Genomic DNA, 24,770 nt, shown 5'->3' with positions numbered 1-24,770 from the left:
ATCGGCTAGCGGGCCGTGCTGCCCGTCCCGTCTGCCACCGTCCGGACCTCGTCGGGATCGGACTTGAGGCCCCGGTCGAGGAGCGAGTCCAGGATCTCGCCGACCCTGACGCTGGTGTTGGACAGCAGGGACGAGGTGATGCCGTGCGTGTGCTCCGTACCGCCCTGCACGTAGATGCCGCAGCGCAGTGCGGGGTCGGTCGCGATGCGGTAGTCGCGCTCGACGCGGACGCGGCCCTCGTCGTCGCGCAGGCAGCGGTCGGCGACCTCGCCGAGGAGGCCGAGCGGGTCGGCGGGGCGGTAGCCGGTGGCGAAGACGACCACGTCCGCGTCCAGGGGGGTCTCCTCGCCGGTGACCAGGGACTGCACGGTGGCGTGGACCCTGGCCGGCGTCTCCGTGACGCCGGTGAGCCGCGAGACGTTGAGGAAGCGCAGGCGCTCGGTGCCGAGGACCTTCTCCTGGTACATCTGCCGGTACAGGTCGTCGATCAGATCGATGTCCACCACCGAGTAGTTGGTGTTGCGGTGGTAGTCCATCAGCTTGCGCTTGACGTTCTCGGGCGCGGTGAAGAACTCGCCGACCGCCTCCGGGTCGAAGATGCGGTTGGCGAAGCCGCTGTCGTCGGCGGGGCTGTACCCGTACCGGGAGAAGACGGCACAGACCTCGGCCCCGGGGAAGCGGCGGTGCAGATAGGCGACGTTCTCGGCGGCGCTCTGTCCCGCACCCACGACGACGAACCGGGAGGGGTCGGCGCCCTGGAGGCCCTCGACCTTCGTCAGGAGGTCGGAGTTGTGCCAGATCCGCTCGGTGCGCTCTACCCCTTCCGGCATGAGGGGGCGTAATCCGGTGCCGATGACGAGGTTGCGGGCCCGGTGGAGCGCGAGTCCCTCCGCCGACCGGACCGTCACGTCGAGGTGGTCCACCACTCCGTCGTGGACCACCGGCGTGACCCCCACGACCTCGTGCCCGTAGGACACCATGTCGTCGACCTTGGCCGCGGACCATTCCAGGTAGTCGTGGAACTCCACACGCAGCGGGAAGAGGTTCTTGTGGTTGATGAAGTCGATCAGCCGTCCCTTGCTCTTCAGGTAGCACAGGAAGCTGAACTCGCTGGCCGGGTTCCGGAGCGTCACCAGGTCCTTCAGGAAGGACACCTGCATGGTCGCGTCGTCGATGAGCATGCCCCGGTGCCAGCCGAAGCGCGGCTGCTGCTCGAAGAAGTGAGTGGTGATCACTTCCTCCCTGCCGACGCGTGCGTTGTGCTCGCCGACCGCGATCGCCATGGCCACGTTGGACGGCCCGAAGCCGATTCCTATGAGGTCGTGGATCAGCGGGGGGTCGCCAGGACGAGCCTGTGCCATGTCACTCCCATCGTGCGAGGGCAGCCGCCGCGCCGGAGGGGCGGGCGGCCTGTCGAGCATCGGGAAGGCGGGAAAACCGGGCACGCCGACGGAGACGCGACCGAAACTTAGGTAAGGCTAAGCTGATTCTCATGGAGCTGTCGATAGACAAATCGGGCAGCAGGCGAGTTGAGTGATCGTCAATTCACGACAGGGCGGGCACCGTTGCGGACTTAGGCAAGCCTTGCTTTACTCGGCAGTGACCAACCCCTGTCCCTGAGGAGGAACCCCATGCGGGTCGTCATGTTCGGTTACCAGACCTGGGGGCACCGCACCCTGCAAGCCCTCCTGGACTCCGAGCACGACGTGGTGCTGGTGGTGACGCACCCGAAGAGCGAGCACGCCTACGAGAAGATCTGGAGCGACTCCGTCGCCGACCTCGCCGAAGAGCACGGGGTCCCGGTGCTGCTGCGCAACCGTCCGGACGACGAGGAGCTGTACCAGCGCCTCAAGGAGGCCGACCCGGACATCATCGTCGCCAACAACTGGCGTACGTGGCTGCCCCCGCGGGTCTTCGGACTGCCGCGCCACGGCACCCTGAACGTGCACGACTCGCTGCTTCCGAAGTACGCCGGATTCTCGCCCCTGATCTGGGCGCTGATCAATGGCGAGACCGAAGTGGGCGTCACCGCGCACATGATGAACGACGAACTCGACGCCGGGGACATCGTGCGGCAGGAGTCGGTACCGGTGGGGCCGACGGACACCGCCACCGACCTCTTCCACCGGACCGTCGACCTGATCGCCCCGGTCACCGTAGGCGCCCTCGACCTCATCGCCTCCGGGCGGACGGAGTTCACCCGGCAGGACCGGACCCGGGCGAGCTTCTTCCACAAGCGGTCCCTCGAGGACAGCCGCATCGACTGGACCTGGCCCGCGCAGGACCTGGACCGCCTGGTCCGCGCCCAGTCCGAGCCGTACCCCAGCGCCTTCACCTTCCACAAGGGCAGGCGGCTGGAGGTGCTGTCCGCCTGTGTGTCCCAGGGGCGGTACGGGGGCACGCCCGGCCGGATCTTCTACCGCGAGGGCGAGGGCGTGGTGATCGTCGCGGGCGCCGACGCCCGCACCGGCCGCAACCACGGGCTGGCCATCACCCGCGTACGGACCGAGGACGGCCGGGAGCTGCCCGCGGCCGAGTACTTCACCGCCATGGGCGGATACCTCACCGGCCGGCCCTGACCAACGGGCCGGGCGCGCTGCCGGCCACCGGGGCAGGCCCGACGCCCGCCGCCCGGCGGCGCTCAGCCCTCGCGCACCCCGTCCACGCTGTCGTACGGGGTGCGGGGTGCGGGAAGGGTGAGACGGGTGACGGGATCCGCGGCCGGGAGGGCGATGGGCCGGGCACCGTCGTGGTCGCTCGTGACGTCCGCGAGCGGGCGGGTGTGTTCGGCCGCGCGGGCCATCCACTGCCAGATCCGGAACGGGGTGTCGGGGGTCGCCGGCGCCGGCTCGGTGCCGCTTATCCACGTCGTGAGGGTGAACCGGTGATCGGCGAAGTGCCCGCTGGGGCAGGTGGACGGGACCACCTCGTGGAAGGCGCTGGCGGGGAAGAACACGATGGTGTCGTGCTCGGGTTCGATGGTGCGGTAGGTCTCCGCCGGCTGCGGCCCGTCCTGGTGGAACTGGGTGTCGTACAGCCGGAGTTGACCACCGTCGAAGCCACGGGGCCTGCGGTGGAGGTAGTACACCGCCGACACCGCCGTGCTCACGTCGCGGACCCGTGAGGCGTCGGTGTGGATGCCGTAGTGGCCCCCTTCGCCGTGCGCCGTCAGGACGGTCAGGGTCTGCGTCAGCGCGGCCTGGTGACCGAGGACCTCCTGGACGAGCGGCAGGCAGTCGGCGAGGTGGCGGCTGAAGACGGAGCTGGTCACGGGGAGGACGAGGGAGCTGCGGCCCTTGTGGGAGACCTGGCCCGACAGGGGGTCCAGGACCGTTCCCGCGTTGAAGTCGGGCTGCCGGGAGATCGCGTACGCCAGCAGACCGGCGGCGCGCTCCGCGCCCAGGAAGTTCTCGAAGCGGCAGACCGGGGCCGGGATGACGGGGGTCGTGGACCAACGGTCGGAGGGAGGCAAGTCCCGGGTGCTGATTTCCGTCGGCGTGGCCGGTTCCTTCGCGTATCCACTCATGGCCCGGAACCGTAAGCGGAGTGACCCGTGCCGTCGAAGGAGCACATGGGGGCGCACAGGAGTACGCCGCCCCCGGTCCCACGTGCCGGACCGCGCGGCCCGCCCGAGTGGAGGGCGGTGCGCGCAGCCGGGATGATGGAGGAGGGGCGAGGTGAGCCGATGAGGTGAGCACGATGACCCTACAGACCCCCTACCCGCCGGTAGCGGTGTCGGCCACGCTGGACGCGCCGCTGTCGCGCTGGCTGTGGCTGGTCAAGTGGATCCTGGCCATTCCGCACTACATCGTGCTGGCGTTCCTGTGGATCGCCTTCCTCGTCGTCTGCGTGATCGCCTTCTTCGCCGTCCTCTTCACCGAGCGGTACCCGCGGGCCCTCTTCGACTTCAACCTCGGGGTGCTCCGCTGGTCCTGGCGGGTCTCGTACTACTCCTACGGCGCCCTGGGCACCGACCGGTACCCGCCGTTCAGCCTCGGACCCGAACCCGACTACCCGGCCCGGCTGGACATCGCCTACCCCGAGCGCCTCTCCCGGGGCCTGGTCCTGGTGAAGTGGTGGCTGCTCGCCATCCCGCACTACCTCGTGATCGGCTTCTTCACCGGTTCGCACGGCGGCTGGTGGAGCTGGGGCCTGATCGGTCTGCTGACGCTCATCGCGGTCGTCACGCTGGCCTTCACCGAGAAGTACCCGCGGGACCTGTTCGACCTCGTGATCGGGCTCAACCGGTGGGTGCTGCGCGTGACGGCGTACGCCACGCTCATGACGGACGCCTACCCGCCGTTCCGCCTCGACATGGGCGGTGAGGAGCACGTGACCGCCGGATGAGCCCGCGTCCGGCGGGTGGTTGACTACGGAGCATGGATTTCGCGCGAGTGTTCCCGGCAGGTGGCGAGCCCGGCCCGACGGCGTGGAACGCGCCCCCTTTCGATCCCGAACTCGGTGCGGCGCTGGCGGCCTTGGGGGACGGGGCGCTGGAGCCGTTCACCCCGGAGAACCTCGCCGCCCGGCAGGAGCAGGACGCCGCCGCCCGGCCCAGGCCGACGCTGCGGGAGCTCCGGGCCGACGGCCTCTTCGAGGTGGACGAGCTGCGGGTGCCGGGAGCGCCGGGCGATCCGGACGTCACGCTCGTGAGCGCGCGGCCCGCCGGGACCACCGGCCCGCTGCCGGTGCTGTACTACATGCACGGCGGCGGAATGATCATGGGCAATGCCCGGTCCGTCGTTCCGCAGCTGCTGCGCGAGTGGGCCCTGCCGCTGGAGCTGGCCGTCGTCTCCGTCGAGTACCGGCTGGCACCGCGGGCGCGGTACCCGGGACCGGTGGAGGACTGCTACGCCGGATTCGTCTGGGTGGCCCGGCACGCGGCCGACCTGGGCGTCGACCCGGACCGCATCGTCATCGGCGGGAAGAGCGCCGGCGGCGGTCTCGCCGCGGCACTCGCCCTGCTCACCCGTGACCGGGGCGGGCCCACGCCGATCGGGCAGTTGCTGCTGTGCCCGATGCTCGACGACCGCAACGACACCGTCTCCGGCCACCAGATGGCCGGCCTCGGCATCTGGGACCGGACCTCCAACGCCACCGGGTGGCGGGCGCTGCTGGGCGAGCGGTACGGGGCCGCGGACCTGCCGCCGTACGCGGCCCCCGCCCGCGCCACGGACCTGTCCGGGCTGCCCCCCGCCTACATCGACGTCGGGTCTGCCGAGACCTTCCGGGACGAGGACGTGGCCTACGCGAACGCGATCTGGCAGGCGGGCGGCCGGGCCGAACTGCACGTGTGGCCCGGGGGCTTCCACGCCTTCGACGGCTTCGCACCCGGGGCGGCCCTCAGCCGGGACGCCCGCCAGGCCCGTACCGCCTGGCTCCGGCGCCTCCTCGCCCGGCCCGGTGCCGGCGGCGCCCCCGGGCCCGCCGTCCGCTGAGCACGGCACGACGACGGTCCCGGGCACGGGGTCACTGCGCCGCCGTCGCGGCCGGGATGTCGACGCGGGCGGCCCTGTGGGCCGGCCAGAGCGAGGCGGCCAGCGCTCCCGCCAGGGCGACGAGCACCCCGAGGGCGAGGCGCCCCCAGGGAAGGACCAGCGCGTAGCCCGCGACGCTCTCCTGGAGGGTGCGGCCGAGCGCCCATCCGAGGAAGACGCCCAAGGCCGTGCCGAGCGTCGCGCCGAGCCCGCCGAGGATCAGGGCCTCCAGGCGGATCATCCGGCTCACGCCGGCGCGGTCCACACCGAGGGCGCGCAAGGTGCCGATCTCCTTGCGGCGTTCGAGTACGGACATCGCGAGGGTGTTGGCGATGCCCAGGGCGGCGATCGCCAGGGCCATGCTCAGCAGGGCGTAGAAGACGTTGAGCTGGTCACCGATGGACCCGCTGTCCTGGGCCCGGATGCCCTCCTGGTCGAGGACGGCCAGGGCGGGGTTGTCCCCGAGGGCGTGGGTGACGCTGCCGAGCGCGGAGCGACCGGGCCCGCCGTCCAGGGCCACGAGGATCCCGGCGGTGTGCGGGGTGGAGTCGTGTCGGGCGACGAGGGAGTCGGGTGCGGTGATGCTGGGCAGCAGGTTGCTCTGCTCGTCCGCCCGGTAGACGGCGCCGATGGTGACGCTGTCCGGCCGGCCGTCCAACCGCTGCAGGGGCAGGGTCTGGCCGACGTGCCAGCCGGCCGCCTTCGCCTTGAAGTCGGCCACGGCGATCTGGCCCTGGGCGAGACGGTCGAGGGAGCCCTCGACCACGTCGTACCGCAGCAGCCGGCCGATGGTGGCGGGGTCGACGCCGGTCAGGACGGAGGGGGCGCCGGCCAGCCGGTACTCGGTGGACTGGTTGAGCGGGCTGACCGCGGCGCCGGGCAGCTTCCTGAGGCCCGCCGCGGTGTCGGCCGTCATCCGCATGCCGCCCTCGGCGGGCTTCACCAGGTAGTCGGCGGTGAAGTCGTGCGTGGTCGCCCGGTCCAGGTACCGGGCGGCGGAGGCCCCGAGGACGGACAGGCCGGAGGCGAGGGTGAGGGCGATGGCGAGCGCGGCGGCCGTGGCCCCCGTACGGCGCGGGTCGCGCACGGTGTTGCGGGCGGCGAGGTCGCCGTACACCGGCTGGATGCGGGTCAGCAGCGGCCGGACCAGGGCGACGAACGGCCGGGCCAGCAGCGGGATGAGGACGATCGTCCCGGTCAGGGTGAGGGCCGCGCCGAGGCCGATGACGGTCCGCGCGTCACGGCTCGTGCCGAGCGCCCCGTACGCCGCGGCGCCGACGCCGGTGACCAGCAGCGCGGCGCCGAGGCCGGTGCGCAGGGAGCCGGTGCGCGCCGGCGCCGTCGGCTCGGCCGCGCTGAGCGCGGCGACCGGCGGGATGGCCATGGCCCGGCGGATCGGCAGCCATGCGGCGACCATGGGCAGGGCGGTGCCCACCAGCAGGGACGCGATCACGGTGCCCGGGGTGAGGACCAGCGGGCCGGCCGGGGTGTCGGCCGGGGCGAAGAGGGCCTGGAGCAGGGCGGCGGTCCCGGTGCCGGCGGCGAGGCCGGCCGCGGAGGCGATCGCGCCGACGAGGAGGGACTCGGTCAGCAGGATGCGGCGCACCTGCGTGCGCGAGGCCCCGACGGCCCGCATCAGGGCCAGCTCCCGGGTGCGCCGGGCGACGAGCATCGTGAAGGTGTTGGAGATGAGGAAGGTGGCGACGAACAGGGCGACCCCGGCGAAACCCAGCAGGATCTGGCTCATGGTGTCGCTGTCGTTGGTGGCGAGGTTGGCCTGGATCCGGGCGAGTTGGGCCCCGGTGGCCGCGCCGGCGCCCTGTGGCAGCACCGATTCGATCCGGCCGAGGAGTTGCTGCACGTCGGCGCCGGGTGCGGCCGTGACGTCCACGTTCTCGTAGAGGCCGGGCCGGAGGAAGAGCCGCTGCGCGGTGGCGTCGTCGAACAGCGTCAGGCTGCCGCCGGCGGGCAGCGTGGTCCCGTCGGTACGGAAGATCCCCCTGAGGGTGTAGGAGGCGGCGCCCTGGTGCGTGCCGACGCGTACGGTGTCGCCCACGCGGAAGCCGCCCTTCGCGGCGGTGGTCTCGTCGAGGGCGATGCTGTCGCCGCCGGTCGGGCCGGAGCCCTGGGTGAAGCGGTAGGCGGGGTCGGCGCCGTCCGTTCCCGGGGCGAAGTTGCCCGCCTTGTGGGAGGGGCCGTGCCCGAGCAGTCGGCCGTCCCGGTCGGCGACGGCGGCGAAACCGGTGACGCGGCCCGCGGCGAGGGAGACCCCCGGGACCTTGGCCAGCGTGTGCACGGTGGCGGCGTCGATGCCGGGCGGCCCGTCGTCCTGCTGCCGGGACCCCTTCGAGCCCTCGGAGTCCTGGGGGAAGACGCTGACGGCGATGCGTGCGTAGCCGTCGGTCGCCCGGGCGGAGGCGGCCCGGTGGAGGCTGTCGCCGTAGACGAGGCTGCCTGACACGAAGGTCACGCCGAGCATGACCGCGAACGCGGTCATCAGCAGGCGGGCCTTGTGCGCGAACACGTTGCGCAGGGCGGTACGGAACATGGGGATGCGGATCCTGGGGAGGCGGGCTCGGCCGGTGCGAGCGGGCGGGCGGGCGAGCGGGTGGGTGCGTGGGCGGCTGGTGCGGTGCTCGTGCGGTGCGGTGCCGATGTGCGGGAGGGGTCAGCTGGTGCGCGAGCGGGTGTCGAATTCCTTCATCCGGTCCAGCACCCGGTCCGGGGTGGGGCGGCTCATCTCGTCGACCAGCCGACCGTCGGAGAGGAACACCACGCGGTCGGCATAGCCGGCCGCGACGGGGTCGTGGGTGACCATGACCACGGTCTGGCCCAGCTCGCGGACCGAGTCGCGCAGGAAGCCGAGGACTTCGGCCCCGGACCGGGAGTCGAGATTGCCGGTGGGTTCGTCGCCGAAGACGATCGAGGGGCGGGACACCAGGGCGCGGGCCACCGCGACGCGCTGCTGCTGCCCGCCGGACAGCTGCCCGGGCCGGTGGTCGAGCCGCTGGGCCAGACCGACCATGGCGACCACGCGGTCCAGCCACTGCCGGTCGGGCCGGCGGCCGGCGATGGTCAGCGGCAGCGTGATGTTCTCCAGCGCGGTCAGTGTCGGCAGCAGGTTGAAGGCCTGGAAGACGAAGCCGATCCGGTCGCGGCGCAGCCGGGTGAGCTGCTGGTCGTCGAGGGTGCCCAGTTCGGTGGTGCCGATGCGGGCGGAGCCGGAGCTGAAGGAGTCGAGCCCGGCGGCGCAGTGCATCAGCGTGGACTTGCCGCAGCCGGAGGGGCCCATGATCGCGGTGAACTCGCCCTCCCCGAAGGCGATGCTGACCCGGTCCAGGGCGACGACGCGGGTGTCGCCGCTGCCGTAGACCTTCGACAGGTCGGTGGTGGCGGCCGCGGCCCCGGCCGATGTGTGCGGCGGGTGCGTCGGGTGCGGGGCAAAGGGGTCGGCGGTCACGGAGGACTCCTCTTCGGGTGCGGGAACGTGCACTTCGAAGGGTGTCCGGGGAACGTATCGGGGCCCGGACCGCCGTGTATCGGCCGCCGCTCCGCTCCGTATCGGTTGTGTGCGGGGACCGGCCGTCAGGCCGGCAGGCGCAGGGTGGCGACCGCGCCGCCGTCCGGGGCGTTCTCGAAGCGCAGCTCGGCGCCGAGGAGCCGGGCCTGGCCCAGGGCGATGGTCAGGCCCAGGCCGTGGCCCGAGCCGCGCCCCGCGGCGCCCGTGTGGAAGCGGCGCGGGCCGTCGACGAGCAGGTCCCGGGGGAAGCCGGGGCCGTGGTCGCGGACGACGACCGTACGGCCCTCGACGGTGACCCGCACCGGGGTGTCTCCGTGCCGGTGGGCGTTGACGACGAGGTTGGCGACGATCCGTTCGAGGCGGCGCGGGTCGGTCTCCACGGTCGCCCCGGCCGGGGCGGTACCGGAGCCGTGCGGGTCGGCGTCGGCGGGCGCGGTGACGGTGACCTCCGTGTCGAGGCCGGTCCGCACGACCGCCTCGGAGACGACCGCGCCGAGCGGGACACGGTCGCGGACCGGCCGTTCGGCGCCGGCGTCCAGCCGGGAGATCTCCAGGAGGTCCTCGACCAGGCCGCGCAGATCGCGCACCCGGGCCCGGAGCAGATCCTCCGTCTCCCCGCGGGGCAGCAGGTCGGCGGCGGCCAGCAGGCCGCCGACCGGGGTGCGGAGCTCGTGGGCCACGTCCGCGGTGAACTGGCGCTCGGTGCGCAGCCGCCGGCTGAGGCTGTCGGCCATGAGGTCGACGGTGGCGGCGATGTCGGCCACCTCGTCGCCGCCCTCGGTGGGCCCGGTCCGGGCGTCCAGGTCCCCTGCGGAGATCCGGCCCGCGGTCTCGGAGACCCGGCGCAGCCTACGGGCGAGCAGCCCGGCTCCGTAGACCGCCAGGGGCGCGGCCGCCGCGAGCGCGACCAGCGAGGCCAGCGCCATGCTCACGTCGAGCCGCCGCAGCTCGTGGAGGTCCGAGCTCATGTTGACCCGGACGGCGAGCACCGGGCTGTCGGGGCCGGCGGTGCGCTGGGCGGCCCAGACGGTGGGGCCCACGTTGCCTTCGACGTGCCCGTCGTGGGCGACGTGCCGGACGCCGTCGGCGGGGCGGCGCAGTGCGGCGGGCAGCTCGGCCGGATCGAGCTCGGCACCGTCGATCAGCGTTCCGGTGCGCCGGTAGGTGGCCATGGCCGAGTACACGGTGTTGAAGGCCTGGGCTTCGGCCCGGCCCCGGATGTCCTGCGCGGTCCACAGGTGCACGAGGACGCCCACCGCGGCCACGACGAGGAACGCCGTGGCCGCGGCCAGCGCGGCGATCTTCCAGCGCAGGGACGCACGGGCCGGCCGCAGCCGGTGGAACGGTCGCACCCGCCTCAGCGCCTGAGCTTGTAGCCGAAGCCGCGGACCGTTTCGATCCGGTCCCGGCCGAGTTTCCTGCGCAGCCGCTGCACGCACAGGTCCACGACCCGGCTGTCGCCGTCCCAGCCGTAGTCCCACACGTCCCGCAGCAGGGTGTGGCGCTCCAGCACGATGCCCGGGTGGGCGGCGAACACCAGCAGCAGCTTCAGTTCGGTCGGGGTCAGCGCCACCGGGCTGCCCGAGACGAAGACCTCCAGGCCACCGGTGTCGATGGTCAGGTCCCCGAAGACCAGCGACTCCCCCTCGGACGGGACCCGCCCGTCGGAGGCCGGGGCGCCGTCCGTCCGGCCGGGTTCCGGGGCGGGCGGCGCGGGTGCGTAGGTCGCCCGCCGGAGCAGCGAGCGGATGCGGGCCACGAGCACGTACGTGTCCACGGGCTTGACCACGTAGTCGTCCGCGCCGGCCTCGAGACCCGCGACGACGTCGAGCCCGTCACCGCGGGCGGACATCATCAGAACGGGCACGAGGCTGGTCTCCCGGACCCTGCGGCACAGGCCGATGCCGTCCAGACCGGGCAGCATCACGTCGAGGATCAGCAGGTCGAAGCTCTCCTCGCGGAAGAGCTCCAGCCCCGCCAGCCCGTCGGCCGCGGTCTCCATCCGGTAGCCGTAGCGCTCGAGGGCGACGGTGAAGGACCGGCGCATCAGGTCGTCGTCCTCCACCAGCAGCACGCGCACGGGGCGCGGAGAGGCCGGTGCCGGTGCCGGTGCCGGGGGCGGGACGGACGAGGACACGGGCGGATGACTCCTTGTTCGGAGGGTGGTGGAACACGGGCAGGTCCCGTCCGCGCCCACGCGCGGACGGGACCTGAAAGGAACGATATGGCAGCCATCGGGCGTGGCCGCCCGCCACGGCCCGGCGCACGCGTTCGATGGACGACCAAGCGCTCCCTGATACGCGGCCGATACAAACCGAGCCGCTCCAAGGGTTTCCGCAGGGACGGCCTGGCTCAGCCGGCGGCGTCGAGCAGCAGTTTCGCGGCGACCGTCGCCCCGTCGGTACGGATCGTGGCGGCGACGGCGGCCGCCCGTGCGCGGGTCCGCGGCGTCAGGGCCGCCTCGAGCGCGAGCGACAGGGACTCCGTGGTCGGGGCCGGGCCGTCGTGCGCGGTCCCGATGCCCAGGTCGGCGACCCGGCCGCCCCAGTACGGCGCGTCCCCTCCCTGGGGCAGGACCACCTGGGGCGTGCCGGACCCGGTGGCGGTCGTGGTGGTGCCCGCGCTGCCGTGGTGCACGACGGCGGCCGCCCGGCGGAACAGTGCCTGCTGGTTGACCTCGCCGACGAGGAAGCAGTCGTCCTGGTCGTCGACCAGGTCCAGGCCGGCCCAGCCGCGGGAGAGGACCACGCGCCGGCCCTGCGCGCGGACCGCGTCGACGGCCACCCGCGCGAAGTCCCGCGGGGCTCCGGCGGGCGTGCTGCCCAGGCCGACGTAGACCGGTGCCGCGCCGGCGTCCAGGAACGCCTCCAGGTCGGCGGGGAGCGGGCGTTCGTCGGGCCGGATCCAGGCGCCGGTCTGCACCACGTCGAGGTCCGTCGGCTGCCAGGGGTCCAGGACCGGGTCGGTGGCCAGCCACGGCCGGCCGGTGAAGGCGTAGTCGCGGACGCTGTCCACCGGCGGCAGGCCGATCGACGCCCGCCGGCCGTTCAGCTCCTCGCCGAACATCTCGTTCGCGATCCGCGCGTCGAGCTCCCACAGCGACCGGTTGTCGCTCACCCCCGGCGGCAACGGCCGGCCCCGCCGGGCGGGCGGCCGCCGGTGGGGCGACGGGAGGGCGACGGGCTGGTGGCTCGCGTGCACGTAGCGGATCCCCAGCCTGTCGGCCACGGACCGCGCCCCGGTCACCGCCGGCAACGGGCCCGTCGCCACCAGCACGTCACACCCCACTGCCGCCGCGGCGACCGTCTCGAACTGCGCGCCCATCAGGTCGGCCACGCGCTGCGCCAGCCCCACCGCCGAACCCGGCGTCACCGTGCTCACCATCGGATGCACCGGCTGCCCGGCCGGCACCGTCTCCACCCCGAACCCGGCCAGCCGCTCGACGAACTCCGCGTCCGGCGGCGCACACACCCGGACCTCCGCACCCAGCTCCCGCAACGCCACCGCGAGCCCCACCATCGGCTCGACACTCCCGCGCGACCCGTACGTCGACAACAACACACGCAACGTGAACAACCCCGACTTCCGCAGATTCCGGCTGAGATCGGTGATTCTGCTGTGCGACGGGGGTCTTGCCGCAAGGCCCCCCGTGCGCTATATGTTGAAAGTGGCAAGGAGCGGACGTGCTCCTTGCCTTTGCTGTTGGCGGCCATCGCCGCACCGCGCGCCGGGCCGTGAAGATGACGGGACCCGCCCGGACACTGTACGAAGTCCTCCGTGAACGAAGAGATCCAGTCCGAGACCGTCCGCGTCTTCATAGCGCTGGCCCCGCCCGACGACGCGAAGGACGAGCTGGCCGAGCGGCTGCGGTCCGCGTACGCCGCGTACCCGGACATGCGCTGGAACCGCATCGAGGACTGGCACATCACCCTGGCCTTCCTCGGCGAGCTGCCCGTCGCCGCCGTCCCGCTCCTCAAGGAGCCGCTCGCGGACCTCGCCGCGGCCCGGCGGCCGCTGAAGCTGACGCTGCGGGGCGGCGGGCACTTCGACGAACGGGTCCTGTGGACCGGGATCGACGGAGAGCTCGAAGGGCTGCACCTGCTCGCCACCGACGTGCGCGCGGCGGTCCGCGCGTGCGGCATCGACTTCCAGGAGCGGCCGCTGCGCCCCCACCTGACCCTGGCCCGCTCCCGCCGCAACGACCGCACCAGCGCGGTGGAGGCGGCGGCAGGGCTGGCCGCGTTCACCGGCCGCCCGTGGCCGACCCGGTGCCTCCACCTCGTCGGCAGCAACACCGGCCGCGGCCCCGGGCCCATCCACTACCGCGACATCGAGGCCTGGAGCTTCGACGGCCTGGACTGAAAACCTGCGGCCGGGCGGAACCGTATTGATCATCTTTGGCGTCTTTGTCGCCACGTGATCGTCAAAGGGAAGAGGAGAGCCGACGTGGAGCAGACCACCCGTCGAGCGGTACTGACTCTGGGAGCGGGGGCGGCGCTGGCCGCGGCCCTGCCGGCGGGCGCGGCGCATGCGGCGTCACACGGCGGGGACGGCGAGGTCGTCCGGCAGCTGCGCGCGCTGGAGCGCGAGTACGGCGCGCGGCTGGGGGCGTACGCGCGGGACACGGCCACCGGCAGGACGGTGCAGTACCGCGCCGACGAGCTGTTCCCCATGTGCTCGCTGTTCAAGACGATGGCCGCCGCGGCCGTGATGCGGGACCTGGACCGTGACGGCGCGTTCCTGGCCCGGCGCATCCACTACACGCTGGACGACGTCACGGCCGCGGGCGGCGGCTCGGTGACGGTGCGGCCCGAGAACATCGCCGGTGGACTGACGGTGGCCGAGCTGTGCTCCGCGGCCATCGCGCAGAGCGACAACGCCGCCGGGAACCTGCTGCTCCGCGAGCTGGGCGGCCCCACCGCGATCACCGACTTCTGCCGTTCCCTGGGGGACCGTACGACCCGGCTCGACCGGTGGGAGCCCGAGCTGAACTCGGCCGAGCCGTCGCGGGTGACCGACACGACCAGCCCGCGGGCCATCGGGCGGACGTACGGGCGGCTCGTGCTCGGCGACGCGCTGACCCCGAGGCACCGGGAGCTCCTGACGCGCTGGCTGCTGGCCAACACGACGAGCGGCGAACGGTTCCGGGCCGGCCTGCCCGTCGACTGGGTGATCGGGGACAAGACGGGCTCCGGATCGTACGGGACCAGCAACAACGTGGGCATCGCCTGGCCTCCGGGACGGCCGCCCGTAGTGCTGTCCGTCCTGACCACCAGGCCGGAGGCGTCCGCGCCGCGTGCCGACGCGCTGGTCGCGAAGGCCGCCGGGACACTGGCGGCGGCCCTCAGCTGACGGCCCGACACCTACGGCACACCGCACTAGGCTTGCCGCCGTGGACCTCTTCTCCCACTCCTGGGCAGCGTTGCGCACGGCGGTCGCCGACCTGCGCGACGAGGACTTCGCACGGCCGTCCGGATGCGCCGGGTGGCTCGTGCGGGACCTCGTGTGCCATCTGGTCATCGACGCCCAGGACGTGCTGATCACCCTCGTCACGCCCGCCGGGACGGCACCGACCCGCGACGCGGTGACCTACTGGAACCTCGTCGAGGCCCCGACCGGCGAGGACCCGCTCGACGCGCTGACCGTCCGGCTCGCCGCCGCGTACGGGGAGCCGTGGCTGCTCAAGTTCCACCTCGACGACGTCGGTTCCGCCGCGGGCCGCGCCGCCGGACTCGCGGATCGTACGGTCCCGGTCGCCACCCGGGACGAGGTGCTCACCACGGACGACTACCTCACCGCGTACGTGCTGGAGTGGACCCTGCACCACCTCGACCTGATCGCGTACCTCCCGGACGCGACGGAGCCGCCCGCCGCGGGCCTCGCCCGGTCGCGCGAACTGCTGGAGAAGATCGCCGGTGGGGCCTTCCCCGCGTCGTTCTCCGACAAGGACGCCCTGCTGATCGGCACCGGGCGACGGGCCCCGACCGACGCGGAGCAGGCCGAACTGGGCAGCTCGGCCACGCCGCTCCGGCTCCCCCTCGTCCTCGGCTGACCGGGATCCGGTCCGGCCCCGCGCCGATATTCGGTGGGATTCAGGGGCGGGTGTCTGTGACAATCCGCCCTGATGATCACCACCGTCGAACAGCTGCTCTCCGCACTCGACTCCCTCCCGCACAAGGCCCGCCTGCGGCACACCGCCGTCACCGCGCACGCGCTGGCGGCGCGCGGCGAGCTCCGGCCGCTGCTCACCGCACTCGACCGGCTCGGCCCGTACGAACGGCGGCTCGGCGCGCTCGCCGCGCTGGCCGGGTCGGACACCGACCACCTCGCCGCGCGCCTCGCCGACCCCGACCCGATCGTCCGGCGCTACGCCCTGCGCGCCGCCCGTGCCTCGGCCGTGCCCGACCGGAGCGTCGAGGCCGCCTACGACGACGCTCCCGCCGTGGTCCGCGCCGACCTCGCCCGGCTGCTGCGCGACGGCAGCCGGGCCGCCCTCGCCGAGCGCCTGCTGCTGCGGCTGCGGACCGAGCGCGGCGACCGGGACGCGGCCCTGCTGCTGCCGGGCTGCTCACCGGAGTTCACCGCCCGGATGCTGCCCGAGCTCGCCGGCGCCGTCGCGTTCGAGGGCTGGAGCCTGCTGGCCCGCCGTCACCCGGCGGCCGTGCTCGACCAGGCCGAGCGCGACCTCTCCGCGCTGACCCCCTGGCTGCGCGGCAGCTGGTGGCAGCAGCACGCCAACGGGATCGCGGCGGCCCTGCCCTCCGCCCCCGCCCGGGTGCTGGACCTCCTCGAACGCCACGGCCCCGGGGACCTGCCCGACCCGCTGCACGACCGGCTCGCCGACCTGGTCGACGCGGACGCCGAGCGGACGGCCCGCTGGCTCGCCGACCCCGGCCGGCAGAGCTCCCGCCGGGAGCGCACCCCGAACCCGTCGGTGCTGCGCCGGCTGGTCGCGGCGGCACCGCCGTCCCTGCACCGGCTCGCCGCCCGCTGGGCCCAGCGGGGCGCCTACGTCACCATGCTGCGCGCCGTACCGCGCGCGGAGCGGGTGGCCTTCCACGAGGCGGTCGCCGCCGCGAGCCGCCTCCCCGCGGTGCTGGGGATCCCCGATGCCGTACTGGCACTGTTCCCTGCGGCCGAACGGCACGCCAGGGCGCGGGCGGACGTCGCGCAGGGCCGTGCCGAACGGTGGTCCGTGTACGAGGTGTGGCCCACCCTCGCCTTGCTCCCGCCGGCCGAGGCCCGGCCGGAACTCCTCGCCGCCACCGGATCCGGCGACGCCGACGACCGGGCCTTGGCCTGGCGGCAGGTGACGGCCAACGCCGAGTACGCGGCGGATCCGGCGGAAGTGGCCGCCGTACTGGACCTGGCCGCGCACCGGCTGCGCAACGAACGCGACCCGGTGCGCCGGTCCGTCCTGGAGACCTTCGCCGCCCTGTCCGCGCCGCTGCTCACGGCGGCCCTCACCGGGCCCGCGGGCGGGGCCGGGCGCGACGACCTGCAACGGCTGTGCCTGGACGCCCTGCGCGCCCGCGACTGTTCGCCGGCCACCCGGACCGCCGTCCACGCCCTCGCCGTCGTCCTCCTCAACACCTCGGCCGACGCGGAGCTCCTCGGTCTCGCCGTGCAGCTGCTGGGTGCGCTCACCGCCCGCACCGGCGCACTCGCACCCGCCGTCCGGCTGGACCGGGCACTGCGCCTCGGCCGCGAACGCGCCGTGCTCGACGCCGTACGGCCCTGGCTGGACACCGCGGCCGGCCGGGGCGATCACACGCCGCTGCTCGCCCTGGTCGAGGCGTTCGGCAACCGGGCACGCCTGATACCCGAGCTCCAGGACCGCCTCGCCGACGGCCTGCGGGACTGCCCGGACGGCGCGTTCGCCGACCTGGCCGCGGCCTGGCTGGCCGACCCGGCGACCCGGGCCGATCGGGTCGCCGTACTCCTGGAACGGGAGCCCTCCGCGGCAGCCCTCGGCCCCGTACTCGACGTGCTCGCCGCCGACCGCACCGACCTGCTGGACCACGCCCTGGCCGACCCGCCGCCCACCGGCCGCTTCCCGGCCCCCGGCACGACCCGCGCGCTGCCCCGCTTCCGCCGTGCGGACCGGTGGCTGCCCCGCCAGCAGGGGGCCGCCGTACGCCTGGCCGAGACGGCCCTCGCCGACCCCGGCCGGTCCCTGGACGAACGCGCCGCGCTGCTGCGCGAGGCGGCCGGGGTCCCGGGGTACGGGTGGGACCTCGTCCGGCGGTACGGCGGCGCGGACGGAGCGGGTGCGGACGGAGCGGGTGCGGACCCCGCAGCGCCGGCGGACCCCGCAGCGCTGGCCGCCGCCGCCCTCGGTGACGGCCCGGACGCCGCCCTGCGCCTGCTGCGCGACAGCGCCGGCGAGGACGACGCGGCCGCGGTCTGGGCGGTCGCCGGCCAGGTGGCGCTCCGGGTCCGCCCGGACGCCCTCGCCGCCCTGCTGCGCGACCTGCTCACCCGCGAACGCGGGGTGAAGCTCACCGTCCGCAAGTCGGCCGCGCGGCTCGCGGCCCGCCACCTTCCGCCGGCCGAGGCCGCGCGGCTGCTGGCCCGGGCGGCGCTCGACGCCTCCGCGCACCCGGACCTGCGGACGGCGGCCGTCGCCCTGGCTCCCGCCCTGCTCCCCGCCGAACCGGCGTGGTCGCTGCTGGAGTCCGCCGTCGCCGACGGCCCGGAAGACGCCCGGCGAGCCGTGCTGCGCGGCCCGGCCGGGGTGGCTCCCGCGCACCGGTCCCGTTACGGCGGGCTGGTCACCGGCCTGCTCACCACCGCCGACGACTTCACGATCCAGAGCGTGTTCTGGGAGCTGGAGGAATGGGCCGCGTACGCACCCACCGTCGCCGGGACGCTCAGGGACCTGGTCACCGACCTGGCCTCCCCCCACATGTGGGAGGCGGCCGGCAAGTCCCTGCTGGGCATCGCCGGATCGGGGCAGCCCCATCCGTCGGGCGGAGCGGCCCCCGGCAGTGCGCTCCACGAGGCCGTCGCCCGGCTGCTGCGGGCCATGGCCCCGGAGGGCGGCGGGGCACAGGGCAGCGGCGCCGACGGTCCCGATCTGGCCGCCCGCCATCGGCTGCAGCACCTCCTCGCCTCGCCCTCCGTCACGGTGCCCGGCCGGTTGTGCGGCCCGCTCGCCCGGCAGCTGGCCGCGGAACCGCGGCTGACCGGCCTGCGCGCCTCCCTGCTCGTCCGGGCCGTCGACCCGGCCGCGCCCGAGGCCGAACTGACCGCGGCCTGCCGCGAGCTGAGCGCCGCCGTCGCGGACCGACCCGCGCTGGCGGGCCGCTGCGCCGAGCAGCTGCTCCGGCGTCACCACTACGCCTCCCGCACGATGGCGCACCCGGAACGGGCACTGGGGGCCGTACGCGCCCTGTCCGACGGCACCCGCACCGACGGGCTGTTCGCCGCGGCCCTCGCCGCCGCGCTCGGCCCCGGTCTGAACTGGCCTGGCCCCTGGACCTCGGCCGTCCGCACGCTGCGCCGCCACGAGGACCCGGAGGTCCGCGAGGCGGCCGACGCCATCGACCTCACCGCCCACTGACAGCCGCGCCGAAGGGACCGGTCACAGGCCGAATGCGCCGCCTTCCACCAGGATGAGAAGGCCGATGGCCACGAGGACCAGCGGCAGCAGGACGTGGCCCCAGCGGGCGAGGGCCCCGGCGATGACGGGACGGGTGGCGAAGTACCGTCCTGCGCAGCACCACACCGCCACCAGTACGAGGAAGACCGCGGCGTACGCGCTCATCCCGCCCACGCCGGCGGCGGCGAAGACGGGAACGTAGACGCCGATGTTGTCGCCGCCGTTGGCGAAGGTGACCGAGGCGACCTCCAGCGGGCTCGGCCCACCGGATCCGGCCTGCGCCTCCTCCTCGCCCTCGTTCCCGTCCTCGTTCCCGTCCTCGCCGTTGTCGGCGCGGTCCTTCCACGCCTGCCACCCGGCCTTGAGGCCCAACGCGAGCGGCAGCAGGCCGAGGTACGGGACGGCGGACTCCGGCAGGAACGTGGCGCCGAACGCGGCGGCCACCGCGACGGCGAGGATCGCGACGAAGCCCAGGTACTGACCGAGCACGATGCGGCGCGTGGACCCGGGGTGTCCGGCGCCCCTGGCGAAGTAGAGCGCCAGGAGCAGGATGTCGTCGATGTTGGTGACGGCGAACAGCCCGACCGCCTGCCCGATGATGCCCAGGTTCACGTGTCGGTGCTCTCCTGCCGGTGGTGTGTGATGTGGCGCAGGGCGACGTTACCGGGGGCGCGGTCCCGTTCCTCCACGGGGCGACGGCCCGCTCGTCTACGGTGGGCACCATGAGGCTGCTGCTGACCTCCGACACCCATGTACCCGCGCGGGCCCGGTACCTGCCGGAAGTGCTGCTGACGGCCGTCGACGAAGCCGACGTGGTGGTCCACGCCGGGGACTGGACCGACGAGGCCACGCTCGACGTGCTGGAGTCGCGGTCGCGGCGGCTGCTCGCCGTGTACGGCAACAACGACGGGCCCGCCCTGCGCCACAGACTGCCCGAGATCGCCCGCGCCGAACTCGGCGGCCTGCGCTTCGCGGTGGTCCACGAGACCGGTCCGGCCGACGGGCGCGAACGGCGGTGCGCGGCACGCTTCCCGGACGCGGACGTCCTGGTGTTCGGCCACAGCCACATCCCGTGGGACTCCACGGCCCCGAGCGGGCTCCGGCTGCTCAACCCCGGCTCTCCGACGGACCGTCGGAGACAGCCCCACCACACGTTCCTGACCCTCACGGTCGCGGACGGCGCCCTGCACGACGTCGTTCTGCACAGGCTGACCGGACGGTCCTGAACCCGCGGGCCGCCGTACCCGGGCCGAAGCGGAACTCCGCCGCCCGGCAACGCGCGTGCCGGGCCAGCCGAGTTGGGGCGATTGTCCGGCTCGTCCCTGTGTTGGCCCTGCGGGTTTCCTTAGGGGAACCTGAAGAACCCCTCCAGCGCGCTCTTTTGGCTGGTCGGCGACCTAGGCTCAGCCGGACTCCCCCTCCTCCCCTTCTCCTGTGAGGTGTCACCGTCATGAGCCGCAGCCACACTCCCGAAACGCCGTCCCGCGCCGAGGCGCGACGGAAGAGGACGGTGCGCACCCGCATCGTCCTGTCCGTCACCGCGGCGGCCGCGGCGGTGGCGGTCGGGGTCGCCGTGGCCGACTCCGACGGTGATGCCGGCCGGGACAAGCGGGCCGACGGCGTCGCCGGCAAGGCGGCCGGGACCGCGGGGACCGGTGACGGCGTGGGGACGGCGCCCTCCCCCGCCGTCCCCACGCCCACCACCGACGCCACGGCCACGGCGAGCCCGAGCCCGTCCGGCACACCGGAAGCCGGCGCCTCCGAATCAGCCGACGCGCCGAAGCCCGACACGGCGGAGAGCAGCACTCCGGCCAAGCCGGCCTCGACCCGGGCCGCCGACCCGACGCGCAAGCCCTCCACGACCACGGGCGGCGGGTCCGGGGGCTCGGGCGGTTCGGGCGGTTCGGGGGGATCAGGCTCCGGCACCGTCAACGGTGATGCCGAGTCCGCGGTCCTCGCCCTGGTCAACAAGGAGCGGTCCGCCGCCGGGTGCGGCGCGCTGACCATGAACGCCAAGCTGAGCGCCGCCGCACGGACGTACAGCGACACCATGGCCCGGAGCGGCGTCATGTCGCACACCGGCCCCGACGGGTCCACCATGACCAGCCGGGTGGAGGCCGCCGGATACGGGTGGTCCCGCCTGGGCGAGAACATAGCCCGGGGGCAGGCCGACCCCGACTCGGTCATGAAGGCGTGGATGAACAGCTCCGGCCACCGGGCCAACATCCTCAACTGCTCCTTCAAGGAGATCGGCATAGGTGTCCACAAGGGCGACGGCGGCCCGTGGTGGACGCAGGACTTCGGCACCCCGAAGTAGCGGGGCCCGCGCCGGCGCAGCCGCGCGCACCGGACCAGCCACCCCCCACGTCCACGTCCTCCGACCCGTCCCACGGGTCGGAGGACGTCGGCGTTCCCCGGCCCGCCCGGCGGGCCCGCACGCGGGGTTCCGGGGCTCTTCGGGGGGAGGGGTGACGGACCGGCCGGCGGGTCGGCCACTATGGGGCCGTGCCCCGGATTCCGCGTTACCTGTTCATATGGCTGTCGTGCACCGCCACCAGCGTGACCGCCGTGCTCGCCACGGTGCAGTTCGTGGTGGGCTCGACCAGGCACACGCCCCCGGTCGCGCGGTCCGCCCCGGTGGTCATCGACACGCCGCCGGCCTGGGAGGCCGGCAGCCCCGCGCCGAGCGAACCGTCCGCCTCCGCGTCCGCGAGCCCCTCCCCCACCGTGACGCAGCGGCCGAGCCCCTCGGCCGCGACCCCCGCCAAGGCCTCGCCGGGCACCCCCCGGACCACCGCGCCGAAGCCCTCCGTGGACTGCGAGGAGGGCGGAGCGGGCCTGCACACCGTCCCCTCGCAGGGCGGCAAGGTCACCGTGCGGTACGGGAGCCGGGGCGTGTGCCTGATCTCCGCGATCCCCAGCCGCGGGTTCAAGGCCACCACCGCGCAGACCTCGGCCGACACCCTCACCGTCACGTTCTCCGGCGCCGACCACCGCTCGGAGGTCACCGCGACGATCGTCCCGGCGGCGAAGGCGAGCGTCCGGGAATCGTCGTTCTGACGCCGGTCCCTTTTGCGCGGTTCACGTCTTGTGCGCCCCGATGCACCGCGCTCCGGCGAAGCGGAAGGTGAGCGCTTCCTTAGGGCAACCTCAAGATCGTGCCGAGGCGGTTCCACCGGCCCGGACGGGGCCTATGCTCGCGTCAGCCGAGCGGCCCTCGGCGCCGGGGAACCGCACCCGGCGAACCCCGGGGCCGTCGGTTCCGCCGCGCCGGAAGGCGTTCGGCCCTTCCCGCAGTCCGCATCGTGCCTTGGGGTGTCTTCGCCATGAGTTCTCGCCTGCTCCGACCCGTCCGCGCCGACCGCCGTACGACGGCCCCCCGGTCCGCCGCGCCCCTGGGAACCCGACTGCCGCTGGTCGCCGTCGCCGTGGTCGCGGCGGGACTGACCGCCGCCTGTGGTCCGTCCTCCCAGCCCGTCGGTTCCGCGGCGCCGGCCAAGGCCGGACAGTCCTCGGAGGCCGCCCTCCCCTCCGCGTCGGAGTCGGCGTCGGTGTCCCCCGAGGCCTCCCCGTCCGCCTCCGCCTCGCCGTCCGGGTCCGCGTCCGCGTCCCCCTCGCGCGCCGCGACCGCTTCGGCCGCCCCCTCCCGGACGCCGTCCAAGCCGGCGCGTACGTCCGCCGCGCCCGAGCCGGCCCGCGTACCCGGCCCCGGCTACGACAGTTCGGCCGACGCGCAGAAGCAGATAGAGGCGGCTCTGCGCGCGGCCAAGGCCGACGGGCGGGCGGTGCTGCTCGACTTCGGCGCGAACTGGTGCGGCAACTGCAAGGCCGTCGACAAGGTGTTCGCCCAGCCGCAGACCACGGCGATCCTCGGAGCCTCGTACCACCTCGTCAAGGTGGACATCGGCGGCAACAGCTCCGCCAACTCGGCGCTCCTGCGCAAGTACAGCCCGTCGGGGGGCACGTACACGATGCCCGTACTCGTCGTCGTCTCCCCCACCGGCACGGTGCGCACCGACACCCACGTCACGGGCAACCCGTCCCTGACCGCGGACGGCATCAACGCCTTCCTGCGCAAGTGGGCGTCATGAGACGACAGGTCCGCAGGGCCGTGCTCGTTCCGGCCGGCGCGGGCCTCGTGGTGGCAACCGGTCTGCTCCTCGCCGGTCTCCTGACGGACGACGGCGATACCAGGGCGGCACCGGGCGGTCGGGCCGGCGGGATCAGTACCGCCGCGGGGGCGCGGGTCCTGGATCCCGGCGCCCGGCGGCACGCGCCCGCGCTGGCCGGTGACGACCTGGACGGGAGGCCGGCCGGCCTCACCGGGCTCCGGGGGCACGTCGTGGTCCTCAACGTCTGGGGCTCCTGGTGCGGCCCCTGCCGGGCGGAGGCCGAGGACCTGGCGCGGCTCAGCCGGGAGACCCCGGGCGAGGAGGTCCGGTTCCTCGGGATCAACACGCGGGACCCGGACCGGGCGGCGGCCCGTTCGTTCGTACGCGAGCACGGCCTGGACTTCCCGAGCCTGCACGACCCCGCCGGCGAACTCCTGCTCCGCTTCCCTCCCGAGCTGCTGAACCCCCAGGCGGTCCCCTCGACGCTCGTGATCGACCGCCGGGGACGCATCGCCGTCGCCATCGGGGGCGCCGTCACCGACGAGCAGTTGCGGCCCCTGCTCGCGCGCGTGATGGAGGAGGAGTCGTGACGGGGGCGGCGGCCGTGTACCGGACACTCGCCGTCGCGGACGCGCCCTCCCTGGTGAACGGCACGCTGGCGATCGCGGCCCCCGTGGCGTTCGTCGCGGGACTCGTCTCCTTCCTCTCGCCGTGCGTACTGCCGCTCGTACCCGGCTACCTCAGCTACGTGACCAGCCTGTCCGTCGCCGACCTGGCGGACGCGCGCGGCGGGCGCCGCAGCCGGATGGCTACCGGGGCGCTGCTGTTCGTCCTCGGCTTCACCGCGGTACTCGTCTCCGGCGGCGCCCTGTTCGGCTACTTCGGCCGTACCCTCCTGGCGCACCAGGAGACGGTCACCCAGGTGCTCGGCGTCTTCACGGTGCTCATGGGGCTGTCCTTCATGGGGTTCCTGCCGGGGTTCACCCAGCGGGAGTTCCGCAGCCACCGGCGCCCCGCCCTCGGACTGGCCGGGGCTCCCCTGCTGGGGGCGGTGTTCGCGGTCGGCTGGACCCCGTGCATCGGCCCGACGCTGGCCGCTGTCCAGGCGCTCGCGTGGACCGAGGCCAGCGCGGCGCGCGGCGCCCTGCTGATGGTGGCGTACTGCCTCGGGCTGGGCCTGCCGTTCCTGCTCGCGGCGCTGGCGTTCCGGCGCGCCCTGGGCGCGTTCGGCCTGGTCAAGCGCCACTACCCGTGGGTGCTGCGGATCGGCGGCGGCATGCTCGTGCTCGTCGGCGTGCTGCTCGCCGGCGGGGTGTGGAACGACCTGGTGTACCGGCTGCAGTTGTGGAGCGCGAACTTCAGCACGGTCCTCTAGGGCCGCCGTTCGCCGCGAAGACCGATTCGATCCCGTGATACGTGACACACAGAAGTGCAGGGACACCCATGAACCTTTCCGTATATGCCGGCCGTTCCCGGAAGGTCCGCATCGCGGCCGCCCTCGTCTCCCTGGCCGCGCTCGCGGCCTGCGGCCAGCAGCCCGCCAAGGGCTCCGACGCCGGGACCGGGACCGCCGCACCCACGACGCGCTTCACCGAGAACGGGGTCACCGTCACCCTCTCCGTGTCCGACTGGCGCGCCTCGAAGGGCACCGTCACCGCGGTCTTCACGCCCGAGCGCAAGGGGTTCCACCTCTACAGCATCGACCTGCCGACCACCGGCATCGAGGACGTGGGCCGGCCCACCGCGATGACCGTGTCCGGAGTCCTCAAGGCGGAGGGCAGGCTGACGGCTGCCGAGGGCGTACGGTCCATCAGCGTGCCCGGTGTCGACGCCCCGGTCCCCGTCTACCCCGACGGGCCCGTCACCACCACGCTCCCGGTCAGCGCCGACGGGAACGGGGACGCGACCCTGCTGCTCGGCTACGCGAGCTGCAGCTCCCAGGACGGCTGCACCATCCCGGTCTCCGACCGCCCCGTGCGCCTGCGCGTCACCGGCGACGGCCCGGCCTTCGACACCCCTTAGGGTCCGTCTTCCCCGGCCGAGCCCCTAAGGTGTGC

General features: G+C 74.1%; 22 protein-coding genes. 14 read left to right on the top strand and 8 right to left on the bottom strand.

The annotated features are described in order from the left end of the window. Positions 1-5: 5 nt before the first annotated feature. Complete coding sequence (locus AB0D29_RS21410; protein ID WP_362856227.1) at positions 6-1,361, bottom strand: lysine N(6)-hydroxylase/L-ornithine N(5)-oxygenase family protein; 1,356 nt, start codon at positions 1,359-1,361, stop codon at positions 6-8. A 270-nt stretch (positions 1,362-1,631) separates the two neighbouring features. Between AB0D29_RS21410 and AB0D29_RS21405 the strand changes: the two genes are divergently transcribed. Further along, the gene (locus tag AB0D29_RS21405) at positions 1,632-2,579 is read left to right on the top strand and encodes a methionyl-tRNA formyltransferase (RefSeq protein ID WP_362856225.1); all 948 of its coding nucleotides are present in this window, start codon (positions 1,632-1,634) and stop codon (positions 2,577-2,579) included. 62 nt (positions 2,580-2,641) lie between these two features. Here the strand turns inward: AB0D29_RS21405 and AB0D29_RS21400 are convergent, their stop codons facing one another. Then, complete coding sequence (locus tag AB0D29_RS21400; RefSeq protein WP_362856223.1) at positions 2,642-3,526, bottom strand: 2OG-Fe(II) oxygenase; 885 nt, start codon at positions 3,524-3,526, stop codon at positions 2,642-2,644. Between the two features lie 173 nt (positions 3,527-3,699). Here AB0D29_RS21400 and AB0D29_RS21395 point away from each other — a divergent pair, with 173 nt between their 5' ends. Both AB0D29_RS21395 and AB0D29_RS21390 read left to right on the top strand, forming a co-directional pair. Next, positions 3,700-4,347 (top strand): DUF4389 domain-containing protein, encoded by a 648-nt coding sequence (locus AB0D29_RS21395; RefSeq protein WP_362856221.1) that lies wholly within the window; start codon positions 3,700-3,702, stop codon positions 4,345-4,347. A 32-nt stretch (positions 4,348-4,379) separates the two neighbouring features. Further along, complete coding sequence (locus AB0D29_RS21390; RefSeq protein ID WP_362856219.1) at positions 4,380-5,438, top strand: alpha/beta hydrolase; 1,059 nt, start codon at positions 4,380-4,382, stop codon at positions 5,436-5,438. Positions 5,439-5,469: 31 nt separating this feature from the next. Here AB0D29_RS21390 and AB0D29_RS21385 read toward each other — a convergent pair whose 3' ends face one another. The 5 genes from AB0D29_RS21385 to AB0D29_RS21365 form a co-directional block, all read right to left on the bottom strand. Continuing rightward, positions 5,470-8,025 carry an ABC transporter permease gene (locus AB0D29_RS21385; RefSeq protein ID WP_362856217.1) on the bottom strand — a complete coding sequence of 852 codons (2,556 nt, stop codon included), beginning with the start codon at positions 8,023-8,025 and terminating at the stop codon, positions 5,470-5,472. A 120-nt stretch (positions 8,026-8,145) separates the two neighbouring features. Then, on the bottom strand, positions 8,146-8,937 hold the full coding sequence (locus AB0D29_RS21380; RefSeq protein ID WP_362856215.1) for an ABC transporter ATP-binding protein: 792 nt from the start codon (positions 8,935-8,937) through the stop codon (positions 8,146-8,148). Positions 8,938-9,062: 125 nt separating this feature from the next. Further along, positions 9,063-10,349, bottom strand: a complete 1,287-nt coding sequence (locus AB0D29_RS21375; protein WP_362856213.1) for a HAMP domain-containing sensor histidine kinase — start codon at positions 10,347-10,349, stop codon at positions 9,063-9,065. Between the two features lie 5 nt (positions 10,350-10,354). Next, complete coding sequence (gene cseB, locus AB0D29_RS21370) at positions 10,355-11,134, bottom strand: two-component system response regulator CseB (RefSeq protein WP_362856211.1); 780 nt, start codon at positions 11,132-11,134, stop codon at positions 10,355-10,357. Positions 11,135-11,349: 215 nt separating this feature from the next. Continuing rightward, positions 11,350-12,516 carry a glycosyltransferase gene (locus tag AB0D29_RS21365; protein WP_362856209.1) on the bottom strand — a complete coding sequence of 389 codons (1,167 nt, stop codon included), beginning with the start codon at positions 12,514-12,516 and terminating at the stop codon, positions 11,350-11,352. Positions 12,517-12,774: 258 nt separating this feature from the next. Between AB0D29_RS21365 and thpR the strand changes: the two genes are divergently transcribed. The 4 genes from thpR to AB0D29_RS21345 all read left to right on the top strand — a co-directional run bounded on the left by thpR (position 12,775) and on the right by AB0D29_RS21345 (position 18,562). Further along, positions 12,775-13,359: an RNA 2',3'-cyclic phosphodiesterase gene (thpR, locus tag AB0D29_RS21360; RefSeq protein ID WP_362856207.1), complete on the top strand. Its 585-nt coding sequence runs from the start codon at positions 12,775-12,777 to the stop codon at positions 13,357-13,359. Positions 13,360-13,443: 84 nt separating this feature from the next. Continuing rightward, positions 13,444-14,349: a class A beta-lactamase gene (gene bla, locus AB0D29_RS21355; RefSeq protein WP_362856205.1), complete on the top strand. Its 906-nt coding sequence runs from the start codon at positions 13,444-13,446 to the stop codon at positions 14,347-14,349. 40 nt (positions 14,350-14,389) lie between these two features. Further along, positions 14,390-15,049, top strand: coding sequence for a maleylpyruvate isomerase N-terminal domain-containing protein (locus tag AB0D29_RS21350; RefSeq protein ID WP_362856203.1), 660 nt, complete (start codon positions 14,390-14,392; stop codon positions 15,047-15,049). Between the two features lie 72 nt (positions 15,050-15,121). After that, the gene (locus tag AB0D29_RS21345) at positions 15,122-18,562 is read left to right on the top strand and encodes a hypothetical protein (protein WP_362856201.1); all 3,441 of its coding nucleotides are present in this window, start codon (positions 15,122-15,124) and stop codon (positions 18,560-18,562) included. 21 nt (positions 18,563-18,583) lie between these two features. Here AB0D29_RS21345 and AB0D29_RS21340 read toward each other — a convergent pair whose 3' ends face one another. Beyond that, entirely contained in the window at positions 18,584-19,213 is a 630-nt protein-coding gene (locus AB0D29_RS21340) for a cadmium resistance transporter (RefSeq protein ID WP_362856199.1), read from the bottom strand. A gap of 110 nt (positions 19,214-19,323) precedes the next feature. Here AB0D29_RS21340 and AB0D29_RS21335 point away from each other — a divergent pair, with 110 nt between their 5' ends. The 7 genes from AB0D29_RS21335 to AB0D29_RS21305 all read left to right on the top strand — a co-directional run bounded on the left by AB0D29_RS21335 (position 19,324) and on the right by AB0D29_RS21305 (position 24,735). Beyond that, positions 19,324-19,827, top strand: coding sequence for a metallophosphoesterase (locus AB0D29_RS21335; protein WP_362856197.1), 504 nt, complete (start codon positions 19,324-19,326; stop codon positions 19,825-19,827). A gap of 224 nt (positions 19,828-20,051) precedes the next feature. Next, positions 20,052-20,918, top strand: coding sequence for a CAP domain-containing protein (locus AB0D29_RS21330; protein WP_362856195.1), 867 nt, complete (start codon positions 20,052-20,054; stop codon positions 20,916-20,918). Positions 20,919-21,106: 188 nt separating this feature from the next. Beyond that, positions 21,107-21,661: a hypothetical protein gene (locus AB0D29_RS21325; protein ID WP_362856193.1), complete on the top strand. Its 555-nt coding sequence runs from the start codon at positions 21,107-21,109 to the stop codon at positions 21,659-21,661. Positions 21,662-21,927: 266 nt separating this feature from the next. Continuing rightward, positions 21,928-22,692 carry a thioredoxin family protein gene (locus AB0D29_RS21320; RefSeq protein WP_362856191.1) on the top strand — a complete coding sequence of 255 codons (765 nt, stop codon included), beginning with the start codon at positions 21,928-21,930 and terminating at the stop codon, positions 22,690-22,692. After that, positions 22,689-23,303 carry a TlpA disulfide reductase family protein gene (locus AB0D29_RS21315; protein WP_362856189.1) on the top strand — a complete coding sequence of 205 codons (615 nt, stop codon included), beginning with the start codon at positions 22,689-22,691 and terminating at the stop codon, positions 23,301-23,303. The genes AB0D29_RS21320 and AB0D29_RS21315 overlap by 4 nt, the downstream gene beginning before the upstream one ends. Continuing rightward, positions 23,300-24,088 (top strand): cytochrome c biogenesis protein CcdA, encoded by a 789-nt coding sequence (locus tag AB0D29_RS21310; RefSeq protein ID WP_362856187.1) that lies wholly within the window; start codon positions 23,300-23,302, stop codon positions 24,086-24,088. Before AB0D29_RS21315 ends, AB0D29_RS21310 begins: the two co-directional genes overlap by 4 nt. Positions 24,089-24,156: 68 nt before the next feature. Further along, a complete protein-coding gene (locus tag AB0D29_RS21305; RefSeq protein WP_362856185.1) occupies positions 24,157-24,735 on the top strand; it encodes a hypothetical protein in 579 nt (192 codons plus the stop codon). Positions 24,736-24,770: the final 35 nt, after the last annotated feature.

It is taken from the genome of Streptomyces sp. NPDC048424 (assembly GCF_040651555.1).
Classification (GTDB): Bacteria; Actinomycetota; Actinomycetes; order Streptomycetales; family Streptomycetaceae; genus Streptomyces.
The sequence above is the reverse complement of the archived record's forward strand: the minus strand, read 5'-3'. Positions and strand labels throughout refer to the sequence as shown.

Bases quoted from the DNA above. Each gene is read 5' to 3' on its own strand.
- AB0D29_RS21410 (WP_362856227.1), bottom strand. From the start codon at position 1,361: ATGGCACAGGCTCGTCCTGGCGACCCCCCGCTGATCCACGACCTCATA.
- AB0D29_RS21405 (WP_362856225.1), top strand. From the start codon at position 1,632: ATGCGGGTCGTCATGTTCGGTTACCAGACCTGGGGGCACCGCACCCTG.
- AB0D29_RS21400 (WP_362856223.1), bottom strand. From the start codon at position 3,526: ATGAGTGGATACGCGAAGGAACCGGCCACGCCGACGGAAATCAGCACC.
- AB0D29_RS21395 (WP_362856221.1), top strand. From the start codon at position 3,700: ATGACCCTACAGACCCCCTACCCGCCGGTAGCGGTGTCGGCCACGCTG.
- AB0D29_RS21390 (WP_362856219.1), top strand. From the start codon at position 4,380: ATGGATTTCGCGCGAGTGTTCCCGGCAGGTGGCGAGCCCGGCCCGACG.
- AB0D29_RS21385 (WP_362856217.1), bottom strand. From the start codon at position 8,025: ATGTTCCGTACCGCCCTGCGCAACGTGTTCGCGCACAAGGCCCGCCTG.
- AB0D29_RS21365 (WP_362856209.1), bottom strand. From the start codon at position 12,516: ATGGTGGGGCTCGCGGTGGCGTTGCGGGAGCTGGGTGCGGAGGTCCGG.
- AB0D29_RS21345 (WP_362856201.1), top strand. From the start codon at position 15,122: ATGATCACCACCGTCGAACAGCTGCTCTCCGCACTCGACTCCCTCCCG.
- AB0D29_RS21335 (WP_362856197.1), top strand. From the start codon at position 19,324: ATGAGGCTGCTGCTGACCTCCGACACCCATGTACCCGCGCGGGCCCGG.
- AB0D29_RS21330 (WP_362856195.1), top strand. From the start codon at position 20,052: ATGAGCCGCAGCCACACTCCCGAAACGCCGTCCCGCGCCGAGGCGCGA.
- AB0D29_RS21320 (WP_362856191.1), top strand. From the start codon at position 21,928: ATGAGTTCTCGCCTGCTCCGACCCGTCCGCGCCGACCGCCGTACGACG.
- AB0D29_RS21315 (WP_362856189.1), top strand. From the start codon at position 22,689: ATGAGACGACAGGTCCGCAGGGCCGTGCTCGTTCCGGCCGGCGCGGGC.
- AB0D29_RS21305 (WP_362856185.1), top strand. From the start codon at position 24,157: ATGAACCTTTCCGTATATGCCGGCCGTTCCCGGAAGGTCCGCATCGCG.